This is a genomic window from Aminobacter sp. SR38 (assembly GCF_014843375.1).
GTDB lineage: Bacteria > Pseudomonadota > Alphaproteobacteria > Rhizobiales > Rhizobiaceae > Aminobacter > Aminobacter ciceronei.
The window spans coordinates 4,780,568-4,798,802 of the sequence record NZ_CP062112.1 but is presented as its reverse complement, the minus strand read 5'-3'; the positions used below and the strand labels follow the sequence as shown (position 1 = coordinate 4,798,802).

The window sequence follows — 18,235 nt, the reverse complement described above, 5'->3', positions numbered from 1 at the left end:
AATCATGGCGCGACGATATCGCGAGAACCGGTCACCGCGCGAACATGAGTTTGGCGGCTTCGAAGACCGCCTTCGGCAAGGCTCGCATAGTAGTTGCGTCAAAGGAGAGATGTTGGAAGTACGTGGCCGTTAGCTGCGCCACCGCTTCAGCTTGGGCAAAGTCTCGCCTACGCTTGATCGGCTCACGGTCTGCCCTCTGCGACACCCAAAGCTTATGCGCAGCAAAAAAGCGAGGGTCGGGTGCAACCATACGCAGCGGCCCGCCTTTCTCGTCTATCGCTATCGACTCGAACGGTGGTGCATTCTCCAACCACGCCAGACCTTCGATCCCGGCGGCAACCAACTCGTCGTCCGATTTCCCAACTGCGTCGCGATCCTTCTTCCAGGCTGGGCGCGCGACGGGTTTGATCAGGTCGACGAGATAGCCGTCACGATTGACCGCCCTGAATGCTGATTGTGAACGCTCAAAGGATTTGTCGACCTTCCGCAGCAGGTTAATCAGGGTGCCGTCTTCCACTTGATCGTCGGCCACGATCCTTAGCGACTGGCGCGCATCCATAAGAAGATCGATGTCCTCCGTTGTCGTGATTCCGGGATCGACAAACACGCCAGCTGCCGCTTCGTAGGCATAGATGGCGTTGGTGCCGGCGATGCGTATGCCCGCGCCAAGCAGACCAGCGTTATCCAGCGCCCTTATGATCCTGGCCGTGAGGAACGGGACGCGGCCCAATCGCAGAACGCGATTGATGGCGGATTGGCGTTCCATCTGCTTCTGTCGAGCCGTCAGCGTTTCCCGCGCGGTTTCCCGTGCGGCTTCCCAATCTGCCTTCTGTTTCTCTGTCTCAGCCGACCGTCGCCCCTCGACTTTCTGACGCCTAGCTCCAGACGAGTCATAGTAGCTCCGCATCAAATGCTCGACGTCGCCGACAGTGTGCCAGACCAACGAGCCTCGAAAGGTCTTGGCTTTCTGCTGCGCCTGCTGCAGCGCGGAAAAACGCTGCTCTGAATTGACCTTCTCGCGTCGCTGATCGTTGTTTAGTTCATGAAAATCAATCATATCAACACATCGGCAGAGATTTCATTCAAACTGTTGCATGAGACCCTACGGGGTCCCCCGTAGCGTTGCAACAGTTTGGCCTGGATTGGCACGAAACTGATGATGCTCATGAATTTGCTTATGAAACCAGCTACGAAGTGCTGCCTGTCTTTCCGAAGTGCGCGAGATTCCCGCCGCCTGTACGATACACTTTTTTCGTTCTTCTCCTCTCGACCACAATCGCCTTCAGTCAGTTCAGACGAAATCGAAAGGAGAGATAAATGGCACTACAGAGGGAAATTGCGATCAAGCGAACCATTCGCCCCAAAGAACTCCGTCAGATCGTCCCGCTAGCTGATAGCACAATCTTCGAAATGGAGCAGCGGGGGCAATTTCCACGCCGCTTCGCTATTACACCTCGATGCGTGGTCTGGGATCTCGCCGAGGTTGAGACGTGGCTGACAGCCCGCAGAGCCACGCCAGTCCAGCGCACACCAGCGCCGGATCTCACCAAGCGGCGATCGCATGCGCTAAAAGAGACGGATCAGGCTCGCTGACACTCACTTGGAGCGCACGCCCTGTCCCTGTCCGCTCCCGAACGGGATCACATCAATGAGGGACACCCACTCACAGCATCCTGCTACCGATCGGGAGCAGGACATCCTTCACGTGCATCCCGGGTGAGGCGATGCAGGTCGTGGCGCCGAATCCCTTCGCGAACAAATAGGCGGCTGATCGGCTGGCGAACCGCAAGGCCGTGAAGCCTGCCATGAGGCAGCTGTAAAAACGAAGAGGGCAGTGCGATGCACGATCAGTGTCGGCGCCGGTTCCGAAACGAGCGCCGTCGGATAAGCCGATAGGGCCTTGGGCAGTCGCCCGTCCGATGTCGGCCGCCGACCCCGTGCCAGCGCGAGCGGACTTGATCGCTGCCGGAGCCACCGTCAAGAGACGGGTTCGCCGCCTTCCTTGCTGCAGAGTTCCTCTAGGCTCGCCAGAGCCGCTTCGGCCCGCGCGGCGGGAACGAAGGCATGATCGTGGTGATAGGCCGCGACCATGTTGCAGGGGATGGCGTGACGCGCGAGCGCGGTCGCAACGGCTGCGGTCAAACCGACGCCATCGAGCGCCGAATAGACATTGAGCGTGATACGCCGCATGGGTGCGGAGCAGCCGAAACCGACTGACGCCGCCTTCGCCCCCCAGGTTCCCTAGTCCGGCTGACAGTCATGTCTGCTTTCGGGAGCGAGCATCGAACTATTCGATGGCCAGTTTGACGCGCGAAGCTGTGGTTCGCGTCGTGGAAAACGTTCGTCGGCTACGGGTCAGACGTTGCCGTTCCCCACCGGTCTTTGCAGCACCAAGACGGGTCCATCACGCCCAACACCGTAGAAAATACCGCAAGTCTTCTGAGTGGGGGAAAGGCGGTAGCGCTCTAGCGCTACCATCATCACCCACACCAATCTGACGAACGGATGCCTCCCTTCTACAGGCCGCGACCGCCGTTTGCCGCACAGCGCAATCACACCTCTTCCCCCCGAAATGACGCCGGTTTACGGAAATTATGATTTCTCAACTGGGACCGGAGGTGAGCCGTGAGAAGCGACCCGATCTCTTATCCTCCACGAGGCCTGTCACGGGAGGAAGCCGCGCGATACGTTGGCGTCGGGATCACCAAGTTCGACCAAATGGTTTCGGACCGTCGCATGCCGAAGCCAAAGAAGGTGGATGGTCGAGTGATTTGGGATCGTATCAAACTTGAGGCGGCGTTTGCCGACCTGCCTGGCGACGATGAAGAGAATATCGTCGACTTCCTGTTGCAGGGGAATCATAGAAGGGAATAGATTCGTTCGCGATGACGGATAAATATCCTGGCCTCTCCTCTTATACCGATCGCCATGGCAAAGTTCGCTGGCGCTATCGAACCAAGGAGCGCGTGATCAGCCTGCCTGCGCCTGATCAGCCTGGATTCAAGGAGGCTTATCAAGCTGCAGTCGAAGGCCGAAAAGCCGCTAAGGCGCACGTCGTGAGGATGCCGGGCGCTGCCCTGCCCGGCACGTTCGGCGCAGCCACCCAGAGGCTAAAAGTATCGCTTAAATGGCTGGCCCACGACGAAGCAACAAGACGCAAGAACGCTCGTCTAATCGATGAGTTCCTAGACCTGCGGGTAGTGCCTGACCATTCGCTCACCTGGCGCGACGTGCCAGTCAAGACTCTCAGGCGCGCCCATGTCGAAGAACTTCTGGGCCGTTTCATTGACACGCCTCACAAGGCGAAGCACCTGTTGGTCGCAATTCGCAAATTGGTCTATGTCGGGCTGCGCCAAGATTGGATCGAGACAGACCCTACCGCCTCGGTTGAATGGCGGCCTGCCTATACCGGCTGGAAGGCGTGGCCTCGCGAAGCAATGGAACAATTTGAACGGCGCTGGCCCGTCGGCACTTCCGCGCGCACGTGCTACGGGCTTGCTCTTTGGCTTGGCAATCGTCGAGGCGATGTCGCAGGCTTGCGATGGGACCAGCGCGTAACCCACCGCGTCCTGATCGATGGTGTTGAACGCCAATTTGACGGATTTGATATTGTTCAGGCCAAGAACAAGGGAAGGACCGGCGGCAAGCGGCTTTTCGTTCCCGTAACTCCCATGCTCGCTGAGATCTTGGACGCCGCGGATCGGCGCGGCGAAACAGTCCTGGTCACAGGATATGGCCAGCCTTTCTCGGCGAAATCCCTGACCGGTGCCATGGCACACTGGTGCGCTCTCGCCGGCTTGCCGAAGGGCCTGACGCTACACGGTCTGAGGAAGTCACTTGGTGTCTACCTCGCCGAAGCGGAGGCATCCACCAGGCAGATGATGGACGTTCTCGGCCACGACGACATCGACCATGCAGAGCTGTATTCCCGGGAAGCGTCGCAGGTGCGTTTGGCTGTCCAGGGCATGGACCGAGTCGTACGACTGGTAACGCGCAAACCACTGCTTGGCGAACCTGTTGGCGAACCGTGCGGCGAACCACCTCATAACTCATTGATAAATAACAATAATGGTGGGCCCGGAGGGACTCGAACCCCCAACCAAGCGGTTATGAGCCGCCGGCTCTGACCATTGAGCTACAGGCCCCACACGCGGGCTGGATAGTCAGTTTTGCGCGCTGGCACAAGCCATCTTCGCGCATCTGTTGCGCGCTGCCGCAATCCACCCATAATCCGCCCCTATCTGACACTCCCGAAGGGCTCAGGACAACGGAGATTATATTATGAATCGCAAATACATGGCGCTTGCACTTGCAGCGGCACTGACACTTCCCGCCGCTGCCGCCCGCGCCGATAACGAACCGTCGCCACGCATCGTCGTGACGGGGGAAGGCGAAGCCTCGGTGGCACCCGATCTGGCTCTGTTGTCGCTGTCGGTGATGCGCGAGGCCAAGACCGCCCGCGAGGCGCTGGACGCCAACAACCAAGCAATGGCTGCCGTGATCGCCGCGATGAAGGCAGCGGGTGTCGCCGACCGCGACCTGCAGACCGCCGGCATCCAGATCCAGCCGCGCTACAACTACACCAACAAGCCCGATGGCTCGCAGGATGCCGAGCTCGTCGCCTACCAGGTGATCAACACCTTGTCGGTGCGCGTCCGCGACATCGCCAAGACAGGCGAGGTTCTCGACAAGGCCGTCTCCCTCGGCGTCAACCAGGGCGGCGGCATCACCTTCACCAATGAGAAGCCGGAAGGCGTTATCACCGAGGCGCGCAAGCTCGCGGTGGCCGACGCCATCGCCAAGGCGAAGGTGCTGGCCGAGGCCGCCGGCGTCAAGGTCGGCAAGGTGCTCGAGATCACCGACCAGTCCTATGCCCCGCCGCCAATGCCGATGCAGGCCAAGTCGTTCGACCGCGCAGCCGGCGCAGCACCGGTCGAGGCCGGCGAAAACGCCTACCGCGTCCAGGTCAACGTCACCTTCGAACTGAAGAACTGACGAGCTGAGATCGGGCGCCCTGCCGCGCGTTCGGAAGCGCGGCAGGATCGGGCAAACGGATCGCATCCAGGCAGTCCGACACCCAAACAGCTGGAAAGAATATGAAAAACCCCGGAGGCAAGGCCTCCGGGGTTTTGTTTGGAGCCACCACCCTTCCCCGAGAGGAAAGGGGCTCCCACTACTGCGATCGGGCGTACCCGACGCTGTTCAGGTCGCGTTTCGACTTACCAGCGGACGACCGGGCAGTTCGGGGCGCGGGCGAAGGTGATCGCGACGCGCTCGCCATATTTGCGGCCGCTCACCGTGATCGAGCGACGGTTGACATCGACGATGCGGGCGCGGCGCAGGCCCATGCGCTCGGCTTTGTCGACAGCGCGGTCAGGCGAGCAGGCGCGGTCCCAGCGGCCACCGGGGCGACCCCAGCGATTGTCGTGGCGGTTGTCCCAGCGGCCGCCATTGTTCCAACCGCCATTGCGGTTGTCCCAGCGGTTGTCGCGGTCCTGGATGTAGACGCCGACATTCGGCGAGCCCTGGCCAAGATTGAGATAAAGGCCGTCGGCCTGTGCGGTCGCAGGAATGGCGGCCAGCGTGCTGAAGCCGATGACGGCGGAAAGGGCCGCGATCTTGATCTTGTCGAACATTATGTCTTCTCCTTGAACTCGAGGCGTCAGGCCATCTCTGCCTGAGCGATGGGCAGACAATGCGCCACCCAAGCTGAACCGTTTTCGAACCATGCATTCATTTTCGGTTCATCTAGCAAATTGTTGATTCTAATGATTATTTCTTACGCTCCGCAACACGGCGTGAGCCGCTTCGTGGCCCCGGGCACGGCCAATTGAAGGTCTCGGCAGCAAGGCGGCGCGTTGATCGGCGCTTACGGCTCTTCGTCGAGCATGTGGTCGAAATAGTCTTCCGGCTCGGCCATGTCGTCCTCGGAGGCGGTCAGCTTGCCGCGCACCGAAATGCCGGCCTCGTGCACCGTCTCGCGGCTGCCGGAGACGAGGTGGTGCCACCAGTAAAGATCATGCCCCTCGGCGACCAGACGATAGGCGCAGGTGCTCGGAAGCCAGGAGATGGTGCGCACGTTCTCAGGCGTCAGCCCGACACAGTCCGGCACGCGCGCGAGGCGGTTGGTATAGTCGGCGCAGCGGCAGGTCTCGCCGTCGAACATGCGGCAGCCGACACTGGTCCAGTAGATCTCGCCGGTATCCTCGTCCTCGAGCTTGGACAGGCAGCATTTGCCGCAGCCGTCGCAAAGCTGCTCCCATTGTGTCGGGCTCATCGCCTCCAGCGGCGTCGTTTTCCAATAGGCATCGTCCATGGCAGGCATTTGGCCCCGATGCAAAGGCGCGTCAAGCTGCTCCGCGCATTCATCGCCAGTTCAGCGAAACCACGATATTGCCATGTTGCTGTCGGGCAATCGCCCCGATGCAATGCGACTTCGGCGGCAAGCGGAACCATAACCGGTTCCATCTGTTTGGGCCGGGACGGGACCAAAGTTCATTTCGAGGAGATTTCCAACGATGAAACGCCAACCACGGATTCTCGCAGGCACGGCAATCGGCCTGTTCATGGCATCCGCGCCGTTGGGCGCCATGCCGCTGCCGAACGGAACGCTGGCTGAAGCAGGTGCAACGCTGCCGCTCATCCGCGTCCAGTCCGACTGCCAGGAAGGCGAATCGGCGGAAGCGTGTGCTGCGCGCCAGGGCGGCGGTCAGCAGGCCCCTGCCCCCGAGGCACAGCCCGAGCCTGCCCCGCAGCCGGAGCCCCAGCCAGAACCGCAGCCGCAGGCCGAACAGCCGGCGCCACAGGCCGAACAGCCGGCACCGCAGGCCGAAGAGCCCGCGCCCGAGCCACGCCGCAAGAAGCGCGAGGCACCGGCGGCCGAAGAGCCGGCACCTCAGCAGGAGGTAGCACCGCAGGCCGAGCCCGAGCCGCAACCGCCGGCGGAAGAGCCCGCCCCCAAGCGCAAGAAACGCGAGCCCGCTGCCGAACAACAGCAGCAGGAACAGCCGCAGGCCGAACAGCCCGCTGCCGAGCCGGAGGCAACGCCCCAGCCCGAGCCGCAGGCTGAAGAGCCGGCGCCGAAGAAGCGCAAGCAGAAGGAGCAGGCTCCAGCCGCCGAGGAACCAGCCGCGACGCCCGAGGTAGCGCCTCAGCCAGAGGCCCAACCCGAGCAGAAACCCCAGGCCGAACAGCCTGCAGAGCAGCCGGCGGAGAAGCCTGCCGAGGCAACACCGGAACAGGTTCCCACCCCTGCACCGTCGCCCGAAACCACCGCTCCGGCAGGCGAAGCGCCCGCCCAGGGCGAACAGCCTGCCACACAGCAGCCCTCGACCGTGCAGCCCGCATCGGGCGAACAGCCGGCATCAGGAGAGCAGCCTGCGACGGGCGAGCAGCCCCAGCAGCCGGCGACGGGTGAACAGCCGCAACAACCTGCCCAGCAGGGCGAGGCAAACCAGCCGCCAGTGAACCCCAACGAGGCGCCGATCCTCGACAGCCAGAAGGAAACACCGCCCGCGGAGGCCGGTGGCCAGCAGCCTGCTGCCGAAGGCCAGCCCGCACAGCCGTCCACCGAAGGTGGCCAGCAGACGGCGCAGCCGGTGCCGGTCGACCCGGGCCCGCCGCCGGTCGACGACAAGACGGCCGCCGAAGCGGCCCAGCCCGTCGAGATCCAGGCCGTTACCGCCGAAAAGGGCACCCGCATCGAAAAGATGCCCGAGGTCGACCTGCGCCGCAGGCCGCGCCCTGAAGGCACCGAAGTGGTGCGCGAGATCGGCGACCGGGTGATCATCCAGATCAACAACCAGATCATCGTCGAGAGCAACGACCGTCCGCGCATCACCCGTGACGCCCAGGACGTCTATTACGAGGAGCTGCCGCGCGGTCGTACCCGCGAGGTCATCATCCGCGACAACGGCAACCAGATCATCACCATTCGCAACCGCTATGGCGACATCGTGCAGCGCTCGCGCATCACGCCCGATGGCCGCGAATATGTGCTGAGCTATGTCGACGACCGCTATTACGAGGAGATGGACGAGTGGCGCGATCCGGGTCTCGACCTGCCGCCGCTGCAGCTCCACATTCCGCGCAACGAGTACATTCTCGACGCGCAATATGTCGAGGATGACGACGCCTATTACGACTTCCTCGAACGTCCTCCTGTGGAACGCGTCAAGCGGCTCTATTCGGTCGACGAGGTCAAGCGTTCGGCCCGTGTCCGCGACATCGCCCGGCGCGTCGATCTCGACACGCTGAGCTTCGAGTTCGGCTCGGCCTCGATCCCCGAGAGCGAGATCGTCAAGCTCGAGGGCGTCGCCAACGCGATGGAAAAGCTGCTCAAGAAGAACCCGGCCGAAACCTTCCTCATCGAGGGCCACACCGACGCCGTCGGTTCCGATGTCGCCAATCTGGCGCTGTCGGATCGCCGCGCCGAGGCCGTGGCGGACGCGCTTACAAACGTCTTCGGCATCCAGCCGGAGAACCTGTCGACGCAGGGTTACGGCGAGCGCTACCTCAAGGTGAAGTCACAGAAGCCGGAGCGCGAAAACCGCCGCGTCGCCATCCGCCGCATCACCCCGCTGGTGGCGCCGATCGCCAGCGCCAACTAGCGCCCAGCGACACAAAAACGAGACCCGCCCCGCGCATTGCAGGGCGGGTTCTTGCCCGCCAAAGCATCCTTTTCGGACATGAAATCGCCGGTAACAATCACGCGATCACCCGGCTTTGGCCATTGAATCGCTGGATTTTGATGCCACTTTGTGGATGACGTGGTTCCCTGCCCCGTCCCATCTCCGGCGTTTCAGGAGATCAGGCCCGGCCGAATCCCCCCTCCAGCGGCCGGGCCTTGTTTTATCCGCCAAGCTGTTGCATGCGTCGGCACCGCCTCATTCTCCAATCGCCATTTTCGGACGTCTCATGAAACGCCTCGAACACGCCGTCGAATCCATCATTCTCGCCTCGCGCTGGCTGCTCGTGGTGTTCTACCTCGGCCTCGCCGTGGCGCTCGGCATCTACGCGCTGTCCTTCGTCAAGAAGCTCTACGAGTTTGTCATGAAGGTGATGGTGCTCGACGACACCGACACCATCCTCAAGGTGCTCGGCCTGATCGACGCGGCCCTTGTCGCCTCGCTGGTGGTGATGGTCATCATCTCGGGCTACGAGAACTTTGTCAGCCGCTTCGACAACCATGACGGCGAGGTCCATTGGCTCGGCACCATCGACATCAGCTCGCTCAAGATCAAGGTTGCCTCGACAATCGTCGCGATCTCGTCGATCCACCTGCTGCAGGTCTTCCTCAATGCCCAGCAATATACCTCCGACCAGCTGATGTGGCTGACCATTATTCACCTGGCCTTCGTGCTGTCGGCGCTGCTGCTTGCCTATATCGACCGCCTGACCGGCCTCAGCAAAGGCGACAAGAAGGCCGCCGGCGAGGACGGCCCGAGCCTCTAGGACGGAACGTCGGCCGGATTCATTTTCTCAACCGCACCGGCCAAGCCACTGGATTGACTCACCTTCGGCCGTTAGGGCGCCGATTGACATCAATGGACGGAGGTGCTGCACAGGCGCCTCCGCTTTTTTTTTGCGCAGGAGGCTCTGCTGCGGCTGTTGGGATATGCACTGCTCGTCCTGGGCGTCCTGGTCTGTTCGGCGACCTTCGGCGGCTGGATCTGGCTGAACGCCCATGGCTGCGGCACCGGCTGCAACGATTTCCGCCTGCGCTGGGAAGACACCGAGGCGCTCGCCGTATTCATCCCGCCCTTCATTGCCGGCGCCGTGCTGACGCTGGCCGGCGCCGGCACGATCCTTTCCCATCGCAGGAAGTAGCCGGACAATACCGGCGCCGCGCGGGACGGCAGTTTGAAATGTACGAAGGTACGCGGCGCACGGCGCTGGTGGAGGTATTGGCATGATTTTGGCCGTTGTCGAGCGAGGTTGCGTCCGCTCCTCACCAGAGCCCCGCAAGTGGACAAGGCAAGGGTGATAGCCGGTTTTCTGCTGGCAGCTTTTGCGTGGGCATCTTGTCTGGCCGGGCGCCTAACCTTCCTTCAAAACGCCGCATTCATCTTGCGTTCAAGCCATGCTCGCTAAGGTCGAGGCCTCCAACGATTCGAGGACTTCTATCGTGTCAATAGCCCAAACCCTTACGATGCGAACGGCCTTCGCATCGATCTGCGTCGCCGGACTGGCGGCAACCGTCTCCGCCGTCACCCCCACCCCTGCAGAGGCTCAACGGCTGATCCGCTGCGCATCGGAAGGCGGCACCTGCCGCCTGCCCTATCCGGCAGAAGTCGTCTATGGCGCGCAAGGCAGGACCACCTCGCGCTTCATCGACGCGCCCGCGGTCCGCTGCTCGAACCGCAGCTTCGGCGATCCGGCACCGGGCCTGCGCAAGGAATGCTACATCGTCGAGCGCGGCCGGCGCGGCCGCGACTATGGCGATGGCGGCTACGGCGAACCGCGCCGCAAGCGCTGGGTGGCCTGCGCCAGCGAGAACGAGTATTGCGATTTCTACGGCCGCAAGCGAGTGCGCTACGGCACGATGAGCCAGTTCGAGGAAGGCGTCTTCCGCGACGGCGTCGATTGCGACAACGAGACCTTCGGCGATCCGGCGCCCGGCATGCGCAAGCGTTGCTACATCCAGGACTGAGCCTGCCGGCCAGGTTGAAGCCATAGTGATAAAGTGACGGAGGCGCCTCGCGGCGCCTCCGTTTTCGTTTGCGTTCAGGCGTCAACCGTATCCGGCGCATACAGCGCCAGAAACTCGGGGCTCGGCGGGATCGGCGTGATGACGTCGATCAACACGCCATTGGGGTCCCTGGTGATGAAGTGGCGCTGCCCGAAGTCTTCGTCGCGCAGCGAACGCAGGATCGGCAGCCCTTCCGCGACGACCCGCGCATGCACGGCATCGACATCCTTGACCTCGAAATTGATCAGCAGGCCGGCGACCCGCCCGCGCCCCTCTTCGGGGATCGTCTCGTGGTCGCCCTGGACGATGGCGAGATTGACGTCCCTGTCTTCCGCCGACCGCAGGTGGACATACCAGCCGGCATCAAACTGTGACTCGAAGCGGAAGTGCTTGACGTAGAAAGCGGCGGTGCCGGCGACGTCGCCGGTCATGATCACGGGATAGTAGCTGGTCGTTTTCATGGCTTTCCTTCTCTCCTCAATCAACATACAGTCTGCATGTAAATTCGAATTAACATACAGGCTGAATGTATGCAAGTGAAAACCGAGCGCCGTTCCAACCGTGACCGCACCGAGGCGACGCGCGGCGACCTGATCGCTGCCGCGCGCAGGCTGTTCACCGAAAAATCCTATGCCGAAACCGGCACGCCGGAGATCGTGGCTGCGGCCGGCGTCACGCGCGGCGCGCTCTATCACCACTTCAGCGACAAACAGGCGCTGTTTGCGGCGGTCGTCGAGCAGGAGGCGCATGCGGTTGCCGAAGAGATCGAACGCGCGGCACCCGTCTCCCTTGGCGCCCGCGAAGCGCTTCTTGTCGGTACCGAAGCCTATCTCCGGGCGATGCAGATGCCGGGACGGACGCGGCTTTTGCTGCTCGACGGACCCGCGGTACTCGGCCGTCCCGGCATGGACGCCATCGACGACCGCCACGGCAACCGCACGCTGCGCGAGGGCCTCGCAGCGACGATGCGTGCCGGCGCCATGCGCAAGCTGCCACTCGCACCGCTTACCAGCCTGCTCGCCGCCACCTTCGACCGCGCCGCACTGGCGATCGATGCGGGTGCCCCCTTTGCCGACCAGGTCGAGGTCATCTCTGCCCTGATCGACGGCCTGATGACGGCTGACCAGCCGGCCTGACGCTCACGCCATGCCGGTCGCTGTCTGGCGCTGCGGCTCGAACTCGTTGAAACAGCCAAGCTCGCGCTTGAACTGCTCGATCAGCCAGGCCGCCGCCGGCTTTGGCGTGCTGTCGGCGCGGTGCATGGCAAACAGCGGCGAGCGCTGCTCGCTGTATGGCTCGAGGTTGAGCTCGACCAGGCGGCCATTTGAAAGGTCGTCGGCGATCAGCCAGCGCGGCAGACCGCCCCAGCCGAGCCCCTCGCGCATGAGCGCATGTTTGGTGCGCATGTCGGTCAGCCGCCAGGTGCGATAGGCGAACACGCCGAAATCGCGTCCGCGCGTCCGCTCCGACTGGTCCGACACGACAAGCTGGATGTGCTCGCGCATTTCCTCCAGCGGCACCGGTCCTAAAATCTGCGCCAGCGGGTGATCGGGAGCGGCTGCCGGCACCATGGACATGAAGCCAAGGCGAACAAGTTGCACCTCGGCCTCGCCAGTTATGCCGCCCACTCCGAGATCGGCCTGCCCGGTCATGACCTGATCGACGATCAGCCCGAGCGAGCCGACATGCAGGCGCAGCGCCACGGTCGGGAATCGCTCCTCGAACGCCTTCAGCACCGGGACCAGCACCGGCGACGGCAAGGCGACCTCGACCGACATCGCGACCTCCGCCTCGAGTCCCTGCTGATGGCCGCTGGCCCGCGAGCGGATCCGCTGTAGCACGCCGATCATGCGGCGCGCATCTTCCAGCATCGTCTTGCCGACGTCGGTCAGCTGCGGCTCGCGCGTGCCTTCGCGCTCGAACAGCCTGAGACCCAACTGCGCCTCGAGATTGGCAATGGCATAGCTGATGACCGACTGCGCACGGTTGAGCTTGCGGCCGGCGGCGGAAAAGCTTCCGGTTTCCGCCACGACGACAAAGACCTGTAGCTGGTCGAGTGTGGGATTGGGCTGCATCTATCCATCCAGATTATCGATGGGTCATATATAAAATATGCCAGTTTTTCAAATGGGTTGGCTCGACCATATTCAACGCATCGAACAATCCAACCCTAGGAGAAACCGCCATGTCCGTCCTGCTTGTCACGTCCAGCCCCCGCGGTGCCGCCTCGCATTCGACCCGCATCGCTACCGAATTTGCCCACAAGCTGGTGGCCGCCGATCCCGCGGCCACTCTCGTCGTCCGCGACCTCGTCGCCAACCCGCTGCCGCATATCGATACCGACTACGCCACGGGTATCTACACGCCGGCTGAAGCCCGGACCAAGCGCCAGGCCGAGGTCGTCGGCGTGTCCGACGCCGTGCTCGACGAGTTGTTTGCCGCCGACACCGTCATCCTCGCCACCGGCTTCATCAACTTCAACATCTCGTCGACGCTGAAATCGTGGGTCGACCACGTCGCCCGCTCGGGCAAGACCTTCGCTTATGGCGAAAACGGCCCCAAAGGCCTGGTCACCGGCAAGAAGGTCTATATCGTGCTGGCCTCAGGCGGCATCTATTCGGAAGGTGCTGCCGTCCAGATGGACCACGCCATCCCCTATCTGCGCAGCGTGCTCGGCTTCATCGGCATGACCGACGTCGAGGTCGTCCGTATCGAGGGCGTCGGCATGGGCCCGGACGCAGTTACGGCAGCCCTCGCCAAGGCAACGGCCAAGGTCGATGCGCTGGTTGCATCCTCAGCCCATACGGCCATTGCCGCATAGCACCCTTATGATCGCCACGATTGCCATCGGGCGGACGCAGTCAGCGTTCGCCCGATTCTTATTGTCGGTGCGTGCCGGCACCGTGCTTGCCCACCCTCGTTGATCCAGTTGTCTTTCGATGCCGGACCAGCATCCGCCTTCAATGTCGCAGGCACAGGACGAAGCAAGCGACGACAGGCGAAAAACACCGCCGCTGCAGGCGCAGAGGGCATCACTTTCCCATACTCCCGCCGTCGGCGCCTCACCATAGGTAAGCACCTTCTCAATTACATAAACTTACTTGAGTTATTTTATCTTGCTGGCCATAGTCTGCTTGCTGGCTCCATTGGCCAGCGCAGGCGCCCACGGGAGGGGAGCTGCCACCTCACGGCGCCGCCTGATTACGAGAGGAGATTTCCATGTCCACGATGACCCGGCGATTGTTCATCGCCTCGTTGCCGCCTGCCCTTCTGGCCATGCGCACCGCCGCGCACGCCACGCCCGCCACCGACCTCGAACTGATCGCCAGGCAGAAGCTTGAGCCGGCAATCGTGACCCTGCACCGCCGCCTGGAGCGCCTCACCTCGACGCTCACATTCATGACCACAGGCGCCCATCCCGATGATGAGCCAAGCGGCCTGCTCGCCGCCCTGCGCCACGTCTACGGCATCCGCCCGGTGCTCTACTGCATCACGCGCGGCGAAGGCGGCCAGAACAGCATCGGCGCCGAGCGCGGTTCGGTGCTTGGCGTGCTTCGCACACGCGAAATGCAGGAAGCCTCGCGCTCACTTGACGCTTCGCTCGCCTTCGGCGGCCGCGGCCACTCCGATTCGGTGCACGATTTCGGCTTCTCCAAGGATCCCAACGCCACCATCGACCGCTGGGGCCGCGACCGTGTCGTCGAGCGAATGACCTGGGCGTTCCGCCAGTACAAGCCCGACATCGTCATGAACTGCTTCCTCGACGTGCCTGGCCAGCACGGCCAGCACCGCGCCGCCGTCGTTGCTACCTTCATCTCCGCCGACATTTCGGGCGACGCCAAGGAGTATCCCGAACAGCTCGCCGCCGGCCTCGACCCATGGAACGTGCCCAAGATCTATTCACCGGCCTATGGCGGTGGTGGCGGCGTCTATGACGATGAAACGCCCCCACCCCCGACCACTCTGACCGTCACTGCGCCCGAGCGCGACAAGATCTCGGGGGCCACCTTCCCGCAGATGGGCGAGTGGTCGCGCTCCTGCCACCTGACCCAGGGCATGGGCAAATGGCGGGAAGAGCCGCAGACCGAGTGGCAGCTGCATCTCGCCCGCGTCGCCAAGGGTGAGCCGGCAAAGACCGAAGGTGACATCCGCGAGGGCCTGATCGCCACCGTCGGCGACATCGCCAAGCTCGACGGCATGCCGGCCTCCTCGGCGGACGCCCTGCGCAACGCCCAGGGCCGGATCGACGAGGCCATCGCCGACTATGGCGACCCCGTCGTGGTGACCGCCAAGGCCGTCGAGATTGCCAAGGCCATATCAGAGGCCCGCAAGCAGCTGCCGCAGGAGTTGCGCACCGAGGTTGCCCATCGCCTCGACCGCAAGGCGCGCGAAATCGACCTGGTTCTGGCAACCGCCGCAGGCATGCATGTCAGAGCGTTCACCTCAGGCGAAGACCTCAAGCCGGGCGACAGTATCACCATCAAGACCTTGGTCGAAGCCCCTGAAAACGTTGTCGTTGAATCGGCCGAGATCATCGCCCGCAAGGGCCTGACGGCGAGCAATGACCAGCTTTCCGTCGCAGCCGACGCCGAGCTCACCAATCCGCTTACCGAGCAGTTCGACCCGCTCGGCGGCAACGGCGATGCCTTCGTGCGCCTGACTGCCAACATTGGCGGCCATTCGGCGGTGCTCGACGTCGACCTCGAGGACGCGCTCCGGGTGGTGCCTGCGGCATCCCTGGAGCTGAAGCCGGACGCGGTGGTGTTCAATACCGCTGCCGACTTGGCACCCGTCGCCATGACCGCCACCGTCACCAACGCCAAGGTCGGCGACCTCAAGATCGATCTGCCGGAAGGCTGGGCACTCAACCCGTCGGGTGAGGCGTCTGGCAACTCAGGCACCTTCGACCTGCAGCCGCCGGCGAAACCCGGCGAAACCCGCTTTGCCATCGAACCCCAGCTTCTCGGCAAGGGCGCCTATGCCATCAATACCTTCACCTACCCACATATCGGCCGCTCCGTCGTGCCGACTAGGGTTTCGGTTCCGGTACAGACGGTGGGCGCCGAGCTGACCGGCCTGAAGGTCGGCTATATCGGCGGCGGCAGCGACAAGGTCGGCCTGTGGATGAAGCGCCTCGGCATCGATGTCGTCGAGCTCAGCCCGGCCGAAGTCGGACAGGGTGCATATCGCGACCTCAAGACCATCGTCGTCGGCATCTTCGCTTTCGGCAAGCGCAAGGACCTCGCCAAAGCCGTGCCCGAACTGCACAAGTGGGTGCAGGATGGCGGCCATCTGGTCACCCTCTACCACCGCCCGAGCGACGGCTGGGATGCCGAGAAAGTGCCACCGCTGTTCCTCAAGATCGGCTCGCCCTCGATCCGCTACCGCGTCACCGACGCTAGTTCCGAGGTCGATATCCTGGAGCCCGAGCACCCGCTGCTCAACAAGCCCAACAAGATCGGGCCGGAAGATTGGGCAAACTGGGACAAGGAGCGCGGCCTCTACTTCGCCTCCGAGTGGGACAAGGCCTACAAGCCGCTGCTGGCGATGAGCGACAAGGGCGAGGACAAGCTGCAAGGCTCGCTGCTGTCGGCCGAGATCGGCAAGGGCCGCCACACCCACACCTCGCTCGTGCTGCACCACCAGCTCGACAAGCTGGTGCCCGGCGCCTTCCGCCTGCTGGCCAACCTGGTCCAGCCCGCCTGACGAAAACGAAAGGCCCCGGCAACCGCCGGGGCCTATTTTCTCCCCCAATGCCGCCTAGAGTGGCATCTCCGACGTCTGTTTGATCGTCTGGCTCGGCACGTCGGTCTTGACGTTCTGCACGCCCTTGATGCGGCTGAGATGCTCGGACTGGAAGCGCCGGTAGGCGTCGATGTTGGCGGCCACGACGCGCACCATGGCATCGCAGTCGCCGAGCATCAGGTAGCATTCCAGCACCTCGGGCAGCTTCGCCACCTCGGCCGCGAAGTGCTCGATCGTGTCCTCGTCCTGCGCTTTCAGCCATATCCGGGTGAAAAAAGTCTGCCCCTTGCCGATCTTGGCCGGATTGAGCATGGCGACGTAGCGGTCGATGACCCCCGCCTCCTCCAGCAGCTTGACGCGCCGCAGGCAGGGCGACGGCGACAGTCCGACCTCGCGCGCCAGATCATTGTTGGCCATCCGGCCGTCGCGCTGCAAGGCGCGCAGGATGCGCTTGTCGATGTCATCCAGCTTCATTGGCTCAGAATTCCAATTTTTTAGCCACCTACCGCATCAGATGCCATATCGGCACCAAACTCAACAATCTTCGCAACCAAATTGCGCCCGCCTTGGACTAGATTGCCGTTCGACACCATCACCTCGAACCTTTTGGGAAGGCGCGCCCCGCAAGGCGCGCGGGATGATTGCATGAGTGTTTCACAGGCCACATTGTCCGACCGGGCAGAAGGCGGCAGCGGTTCCGAGTTCTGGCGCGGCATGCGCTCTTGCACGCCGGTGCTGCTCGGCATCGTGCCTTATGCGCTGGTGCTTGGCGCCCAGGCGGCGCAGAAGGGGCTGAGCCCTGTCGAGGTGCCGTTGATGACCGGCCTGAACTTCGCCGGCGGCTCCGAATTCGCCGCGATCCAGCTGTGGACCTCGCCGCCGCATGTGCTGCTCATCGTCGCCATCACCTTCCTGGTCAACAGCCGCCACCTGTTGATGGGAGCGGCCCTTGCGCCGTTCCTGCGCCACCTGCCCAGGCGCAAGGTATTTCCGGCACTTTTCCTGATGTGCGACGAGAGCTGGGCGCTCGGGCTTGCCGACGCCAGGAAACGTGCTGCGGCGGGCTTAGGCCCGGCCTTCAGCCTGCCCTATTATGCCGGCGCATCGATCCCCTTCTACCTCGCCTGGGTCGTCTTCACCGGGCTTGGCGGCGCACTTGGCCCGGTGCTCGGCGACGTCGAGGCCTATGGCTTCGACATGGCTTTCCCGGCGGTGTTCCTTGTGCTGCTCGCCGGCATGTGGAGAGGCGTCGCCGCCGCACGGCCATGGCTGGTCAGCCTCGTCGTTGCCGCCCTCGTCTATCTCCTGGTTCCCGGCGCCTGGTATGTCGCCGCCGGCGCATTGTCCGGCCTCGTTGCGGCCTATGTCCTGGCAGGTGAAGCATGATCGACCAGATCAACCTTCTCGCCATCGTCTTGATGGCCAGCGTCACCTACCTCACCCGCATCGGCGGCTACGTCATGCTGCGCAACCGGACGCTGAGCCCGCGCGCCACTGCTGTCATGGAAGCAGCACCGGGCTGCGTGCTGATCTCGGTGATCGCGCCTGATTTTGTCTCCGACAATCCGGCCGATCTTCTGGCGCTCGCCATCACCGTGCTTGCGGCGACGCGGCTGTCGATGCTGCCGACCGTCATCGTCGGCATCGCGTCGGCCGGCGTCCTGCGCCACTTGCTCGGTTAGCAAGATGCTTTTGTCTCCGCGCCGCCGGTGCCTGTGACATCGGCGGCCCTTGCGCGCCAAGGTGCGGAGTGCTTTACGGGCGATCTCTTTTGCGGGCGCAACCGATGGCGTGGTGACC

At 63.3% G+C, this 18,235-nt stretch carries 19 protein-coding genes, 1 tRNA gene and 1 pseudogene; 13 read left to right on the top strand and 8 right to left on the bottom strand.

Annotated features, from left to right (window positions below; all coding sequences use genetic code 11):
• Window positions 1-31 precede the first annotated feature (31 nt).
• Complete coding sequence (locus IG197_RS23545) at window positions 32-1,057, bottom strand: nucleotidyltransferase domain-containing protein (RefSeq protein WP_192315246.1); 1,026 nt, start codon at window positions 1,055-1,057, stop codon at window positions 32-34.
• A 260-nt stretch (window positions 1,058-1,317) separates the two neighbouring features.
• Here IG197_RS23545 and IG197_RS23540 point away from each other — a divergent pair, with 260 nt between their 5' ends.
• A complete protein-coding gene (locus IG197_RS23540; protein ID WP_192315244.1) occupies window positions 1,318-1,593 on the top strand; it encodes an AlpA family transcriptional regulator in 276 nt (91 codons plus the stop codon).
• Window positions 1,594-1,977: 384 nt separating this feature from the next.
• Here the strand turns inward: IG197_RS23540 and IG197_RS23535 are convergent, their stop codons facing one another.
• Complete coding sequence (locus IG197_RS23535) at window positions 1,978-2,190, bottom strand: ACT domain-containing protein (protein ID WP_192315242.1); 213 nt, start codon at window positions 2,188-2,190, stop codon at window positions 1,978-1,980.
• A gap of 435 nt (window positions 2,191-2,625) precedes the next feature.
• Between IG197_RS23535 and IG197_RS23530 the strand changes: the two genes are divergently transcribed.
• Both IG197_RS23530 and IG197_RS36875 read left to right on the top strand, forming a co-directional pair.
• Window positions 2,626-2,874 (top strand): hypothetical protein, encoded by a 249-nt coding sequence (locus IG197_RS23530; protein WP_192315240.1) that lies wholly within the window; start codon window positions 2,626-2,628, stop codon window positions 2,872-2,874.
• 11 nt (window positions 2,875-2,885) lie between these two features.
• Window positions 2,886-3,926 (top strand): annotated as a pseudogene (locus tag IG197_RS36875) (tyrosine-type recombinase/integrase); the annotation flags it as partial.
• A 143-nt stretch (window positions 3,927-4,069) separates the two neighbouring features.
• Here the strand turns inward: IG197_RS36875 and IG197_RS23520 are convergent.
• A tRNA-Ile gene (locus IG197_RS23520) sits at window positions 4,070-4,145 on the bottom strand.
• 136 nt (window positions 4,146-4,281) lie between these two features.
• Between IG197_RS23520 and IG197_RS23515 the strand changes: the two genes are divergently transcribed.
• A complete protein-coding gene (locus IG197_RS23515) occupies window positions 4,282-4,995 on the top strand; it encodes an SIMPL domain-containing protein (RefSeq protein WP_192315238.1) in 714 nt (237 codons plus the stop codon).
• Window positions 4,996-5,219: 224 nt separating this feature from the next.
• Here IG197_RS23515 and IG197_RS23510 read toward each other — a convergent pair whose 3' ends face one another.
• Window positions 5,220-5,636: a hypothetical protein gene (locus tag IG197_RS23510; RefSeq protein ID WP_192315236.1), complete on the bottom strand. Its 417-nt coding sequence runs from the start codon at window positions 5,634-5,636 to the stop codon at window positions 5,220-5,222.
• A gap of 233 nt (window positions 5,637-5,869) precedes the next feature.
• The gene (locus tag IG197_RS23505; RefSeq protein WP_192315234.1) at window positions 5,870-6,316 is read right to left on the bottom strand and encodes a YcgN family cysteine cluster protein; all 447 of its coding nucleotides are present in this window, start codon (window positions 6,314-6,316) and stop codon (window positions 5,870-5,872) included.
• Between the two features lie 202 nt (window positions 6,317-6,518).
• On the opposite strand from IG197_RS23505, the gene IG197_RS23500 reads away from it, so the two are divergent.
• The 4 genes from IG197_RS23500 to IG197_RS23485 all read left to right on the top strand — a co-directional run bounded on the left by IG197_RS23500 (window position 6,519) and on the right by IG197_RS23485 (window position 10,651).
• Complete coding sequence (locus IG197_RS23500; protein WP_192315232.1) at window positions 6,519-8,609, top strand: OmpA family protein; 2,091 nt, start codon at window positions 6,519-6,521, stop codon at window positions 8,607-8,609.
• A gap of 307 nt (window positions 8,610-8,916) precedes the next feature.
• Window positions 8,917-9,453 (top strand): TIGR00645 family protein, encoded by a 537-nt coding sequence (locus IG197_RS23495; RefSeq protein ID WP_067959907.1) that lies wholly within the window; start codon window positions 8,917-8,919, stop codon window positions 9,451-9,453.
• Window positions 9,454-9,609: 156 nt separating this feature from the next.
• On the top strand, window positions 9,610-9,828 hold the full coding sequence (locus tag IG197_RS23490) for a hypothetical protein (RefSeq protein ID WP_157097055.1): 219 nt from the start codon (window positions 9,610-9,612) through the stop codon (window positions 9,826-9,828).
• A 298-nt stretch (window positions 9,829-10,126) separates the two neighbouring features.
• The gene (locus IG197_RS23485) at window positions 10,127-10,651 is read left to right on the top strand and encodes a hypothetical protein (RefSeq protein ID WP_246765226.1); all 525 of its coding nucleotides are present in this window, start codon (window positions 10,127-10,129) and stop codon (window positions 10,649-10,651) included.
• 74 nt (window positions 10,652-10,725) lie between these two features.
• On the opposite strand, the gene IG197_RS23480 is transcribed toward IG197_RS23485, so the two are convergent.
• Window positions 10,726-11,151, bottom strand: coding sequence for a VOC family protein (locus IG197_RS23480; RefSeq protein WP_192315230.1), 426 nt, complete (start codon window positions 11,149-11,151; stop codon window positions 10,726-10,728).
• Between the two features lie 69 nt (window positions 11,152-11,220).
• Here IG197_RS23480 and IG197_RS23475 point away from each other — a divergent pair, with 69 nt between their 5' ends.
• Window positions 11,221-11,826: a TetR/AcrR family transcriptional regulator gene (locus IG197_RS23475; protein WP_192315228.1), complete on the top strand. Its 606-nt coding sequence runs from the start codon at window positions 11,221-11,223 to the stop codon at window positions 11,824-11,826.
• Between the two features lie 3 nt (window positions 11,827-11,829).
• Here IG197_RS23475 and IG197_RS23470 read toward each other — a convergent pair whose 3' ends face one another.
• On the bottom strand, window positions 11,830-12,765 hold the full coding sequence (locus IG197_RS23470) for a LysR family transcriptional regulator (protein ID WP_192315226.1): 936 nt from the start codon (window positions 12,763-12,765) through the stop codon (window positions 11,830-11,832).
• Window positions 12,766-12,875: 110 nt separating this feature from the next.
• Here IG197_RS23470 and IG197_RS23465 point away from each other — a divergent pair, with 110 nt between their 5' ends.
• Entirely contained in the window at window positions 12,876-13,511 is a 636-nt protein-coding gene (locus IG197_RS23465) for an FMN-dependent NADH-azoreductase (protein WP_182573263.1), read from the top strand.
• Window positions 13,512-13,909: 398 nt separating this feature from the next.
• Window positions 13,910-16,396: a PIG-L family deacetylase gene (locus IG197_RS23460; RefSeq protein WP_192315224.1), complete on the top strand. Its 2,487-nt coding sequence runs from the start codon at window positions 13,910-13,912 to the stop codon at window positions 16,394-16,396.
• Window positions 16,397-16,450: 54 nt separating this feature from the next.
• On the opposite strand, the gene IG197_RS23455 is transcribed toward IG197_RS23460, so the two are convergent.
• Window positions 16,451-16,909: an Lrp/AsnC family transcriptional regulator gene (locus tag IG197_RS23455; RefSeq protein WP_067959879.1), complete on the bottom strand. Its 459-nt coding sequence runs from the start codon at window positions 16,907-16,909 to the stop codon at window positions 16,451-16,453.
• A gap of 171 nt (window positions 16,910-17,080) precedes the next feature.
• On the opposite strand from IG197_RS23455, the gene IG197_RS23450 reads away from it, so the two are divergent.
• On the top strand, window positions 17,081-17,821 hold the full coding sequence (locus tag IG197_RS23450; RefSeq protein WP_192315223.1) for an AzlC family ABC transporter permease: 741 nt from the start codon (window positions 17,081-17,083) through the stop codon (window positions 17,819-17,821).
• On the top strand, window positions 17,818-18,117 hold the full coding sequence (locus IG197_RS23445) for an AzlD family protein (protein ID WP_067959871.1): 300 nt from the start codon (window positions 17,818-17,820) through the stop codon (window positions 18,115-18,117). The genes IG197_RS23450 and IG197_RS23445 overlap by 4 nt, the downstream gene beginning before the upstream one ends.
• Window positions 18,118-18,235 lie beyond the last annotated feature (118 nt).

Bases quoted from the DNA above. Each gene is read 5' to 3' on its own strand.
- IG197_RS23545 (WP_192315246.1), bottom strand. From the start codon at position 1,057: ATGATTGATTTTCATGAACTAAACAACGATCAGCGACGCGAGAAGGTC.
- IG197_RS23540 (WP_192315244.1), top strand. From the start codon at position 1,318: ATGGCACTACAGAGGGAAATTGCGATCAAGCGAACCATTCGCCCCAAA.
- IG197_RS23535 (WP_192315242.1), bottom strand. From the start codon at position 2,190: ATGCGGCGTATCACGCTCAATGTCTATTCGGCGCTCGATGGCGTCGGT.
- IG197_RS23515 (WP_192315238.1), top strand. From the start codon at position 4,282: ATGAATCGCAAATACATGGCGCTTGCACTTGCAGCGGCACTGACACTT.
- IG197_RS23510 (WP_192315236.1), bottom strand. From the start codon at position 5,636: ATGTTCGACAAGATCAAGATCGCGGCCCTTTCCGCCGTCATCGGCTTC.
- IG197_RS23505 (WP_192315234.1), bottom strand. From the start codon at position 6,316: ATGGACGATGCCTATTGGAAAACGACGCCGCTGGAGGCGATGAGCCCG.
- IG197_RS23500 (WP_192315232.1), top strand. From the start codon at position 6,519: ATGAAACGCCAACCACGGATTCTCGCAGGCACGGCAATCGGCCTGTTC.
- IG197_RS23495 (WP_067959907.1), top strand. From the start codon at position 8,917: ATGAAACGCCTCGAACACGCCGTCGAATCCATCATTCTCGCCTCGCGC.
- IG197_RS23480 (WP_192315230.1), bottom strand. From the start codon at position 11,151: ATGAAAACGACCAGCTACTATCCCGTGATCATGACCGGCGACGTCGCC.
- IG197_RS23475 (WP_192315228.1), top strand. From the start codon at position 11,221: ATGCAAGTGAAAACCGAGCGCCGTTCCAACCGTGACCGCACCGAGGCG.
- IG197_RS23470 (WP_192315226.1), bottom strand. From the start codon at position 12,765: ATGCAGCCCAATCCCACACTCGACCAGCTACAGGTCTTTGTCGTCGTG.
- IG197_RS23465 (WP_182573263.1), top strand. From the start codon at position 12,876: ATGTCCGTCCTGCTTGTCACGTCCAGCCCCCGCGGTGCCGCCTCGCAT.
- IG197_RS23460 (WP_192315224.1), top strand. From the start codon at position 13,910: ATGTCCACGATGACCCGGCGATTGTTCATCGCCTCGTTGCCGCCTGCC.
- IG197_RS23455 (WP_067959879.1), bottom strand. From the start codon at position 16,909: ATGAAGCTGGATGACATCGACAAGCGCATCCTGCGCGCCTTGCAGCGC.
- IG197_RS23450 (WP_192315223.1), top strand. From the start codon at position 17,081: ATGAGTGTTTCACAGGCCACATTGTCCGACCGGGCAGAAGGCGGCAGC.
- IG197_RS23445 (WP_067959871.1), top strand. From the start codon at position 17,818: ATGATCGACCAGATCAACCTTCTCGCCATCGTCTTGATGGCCAGCGTC.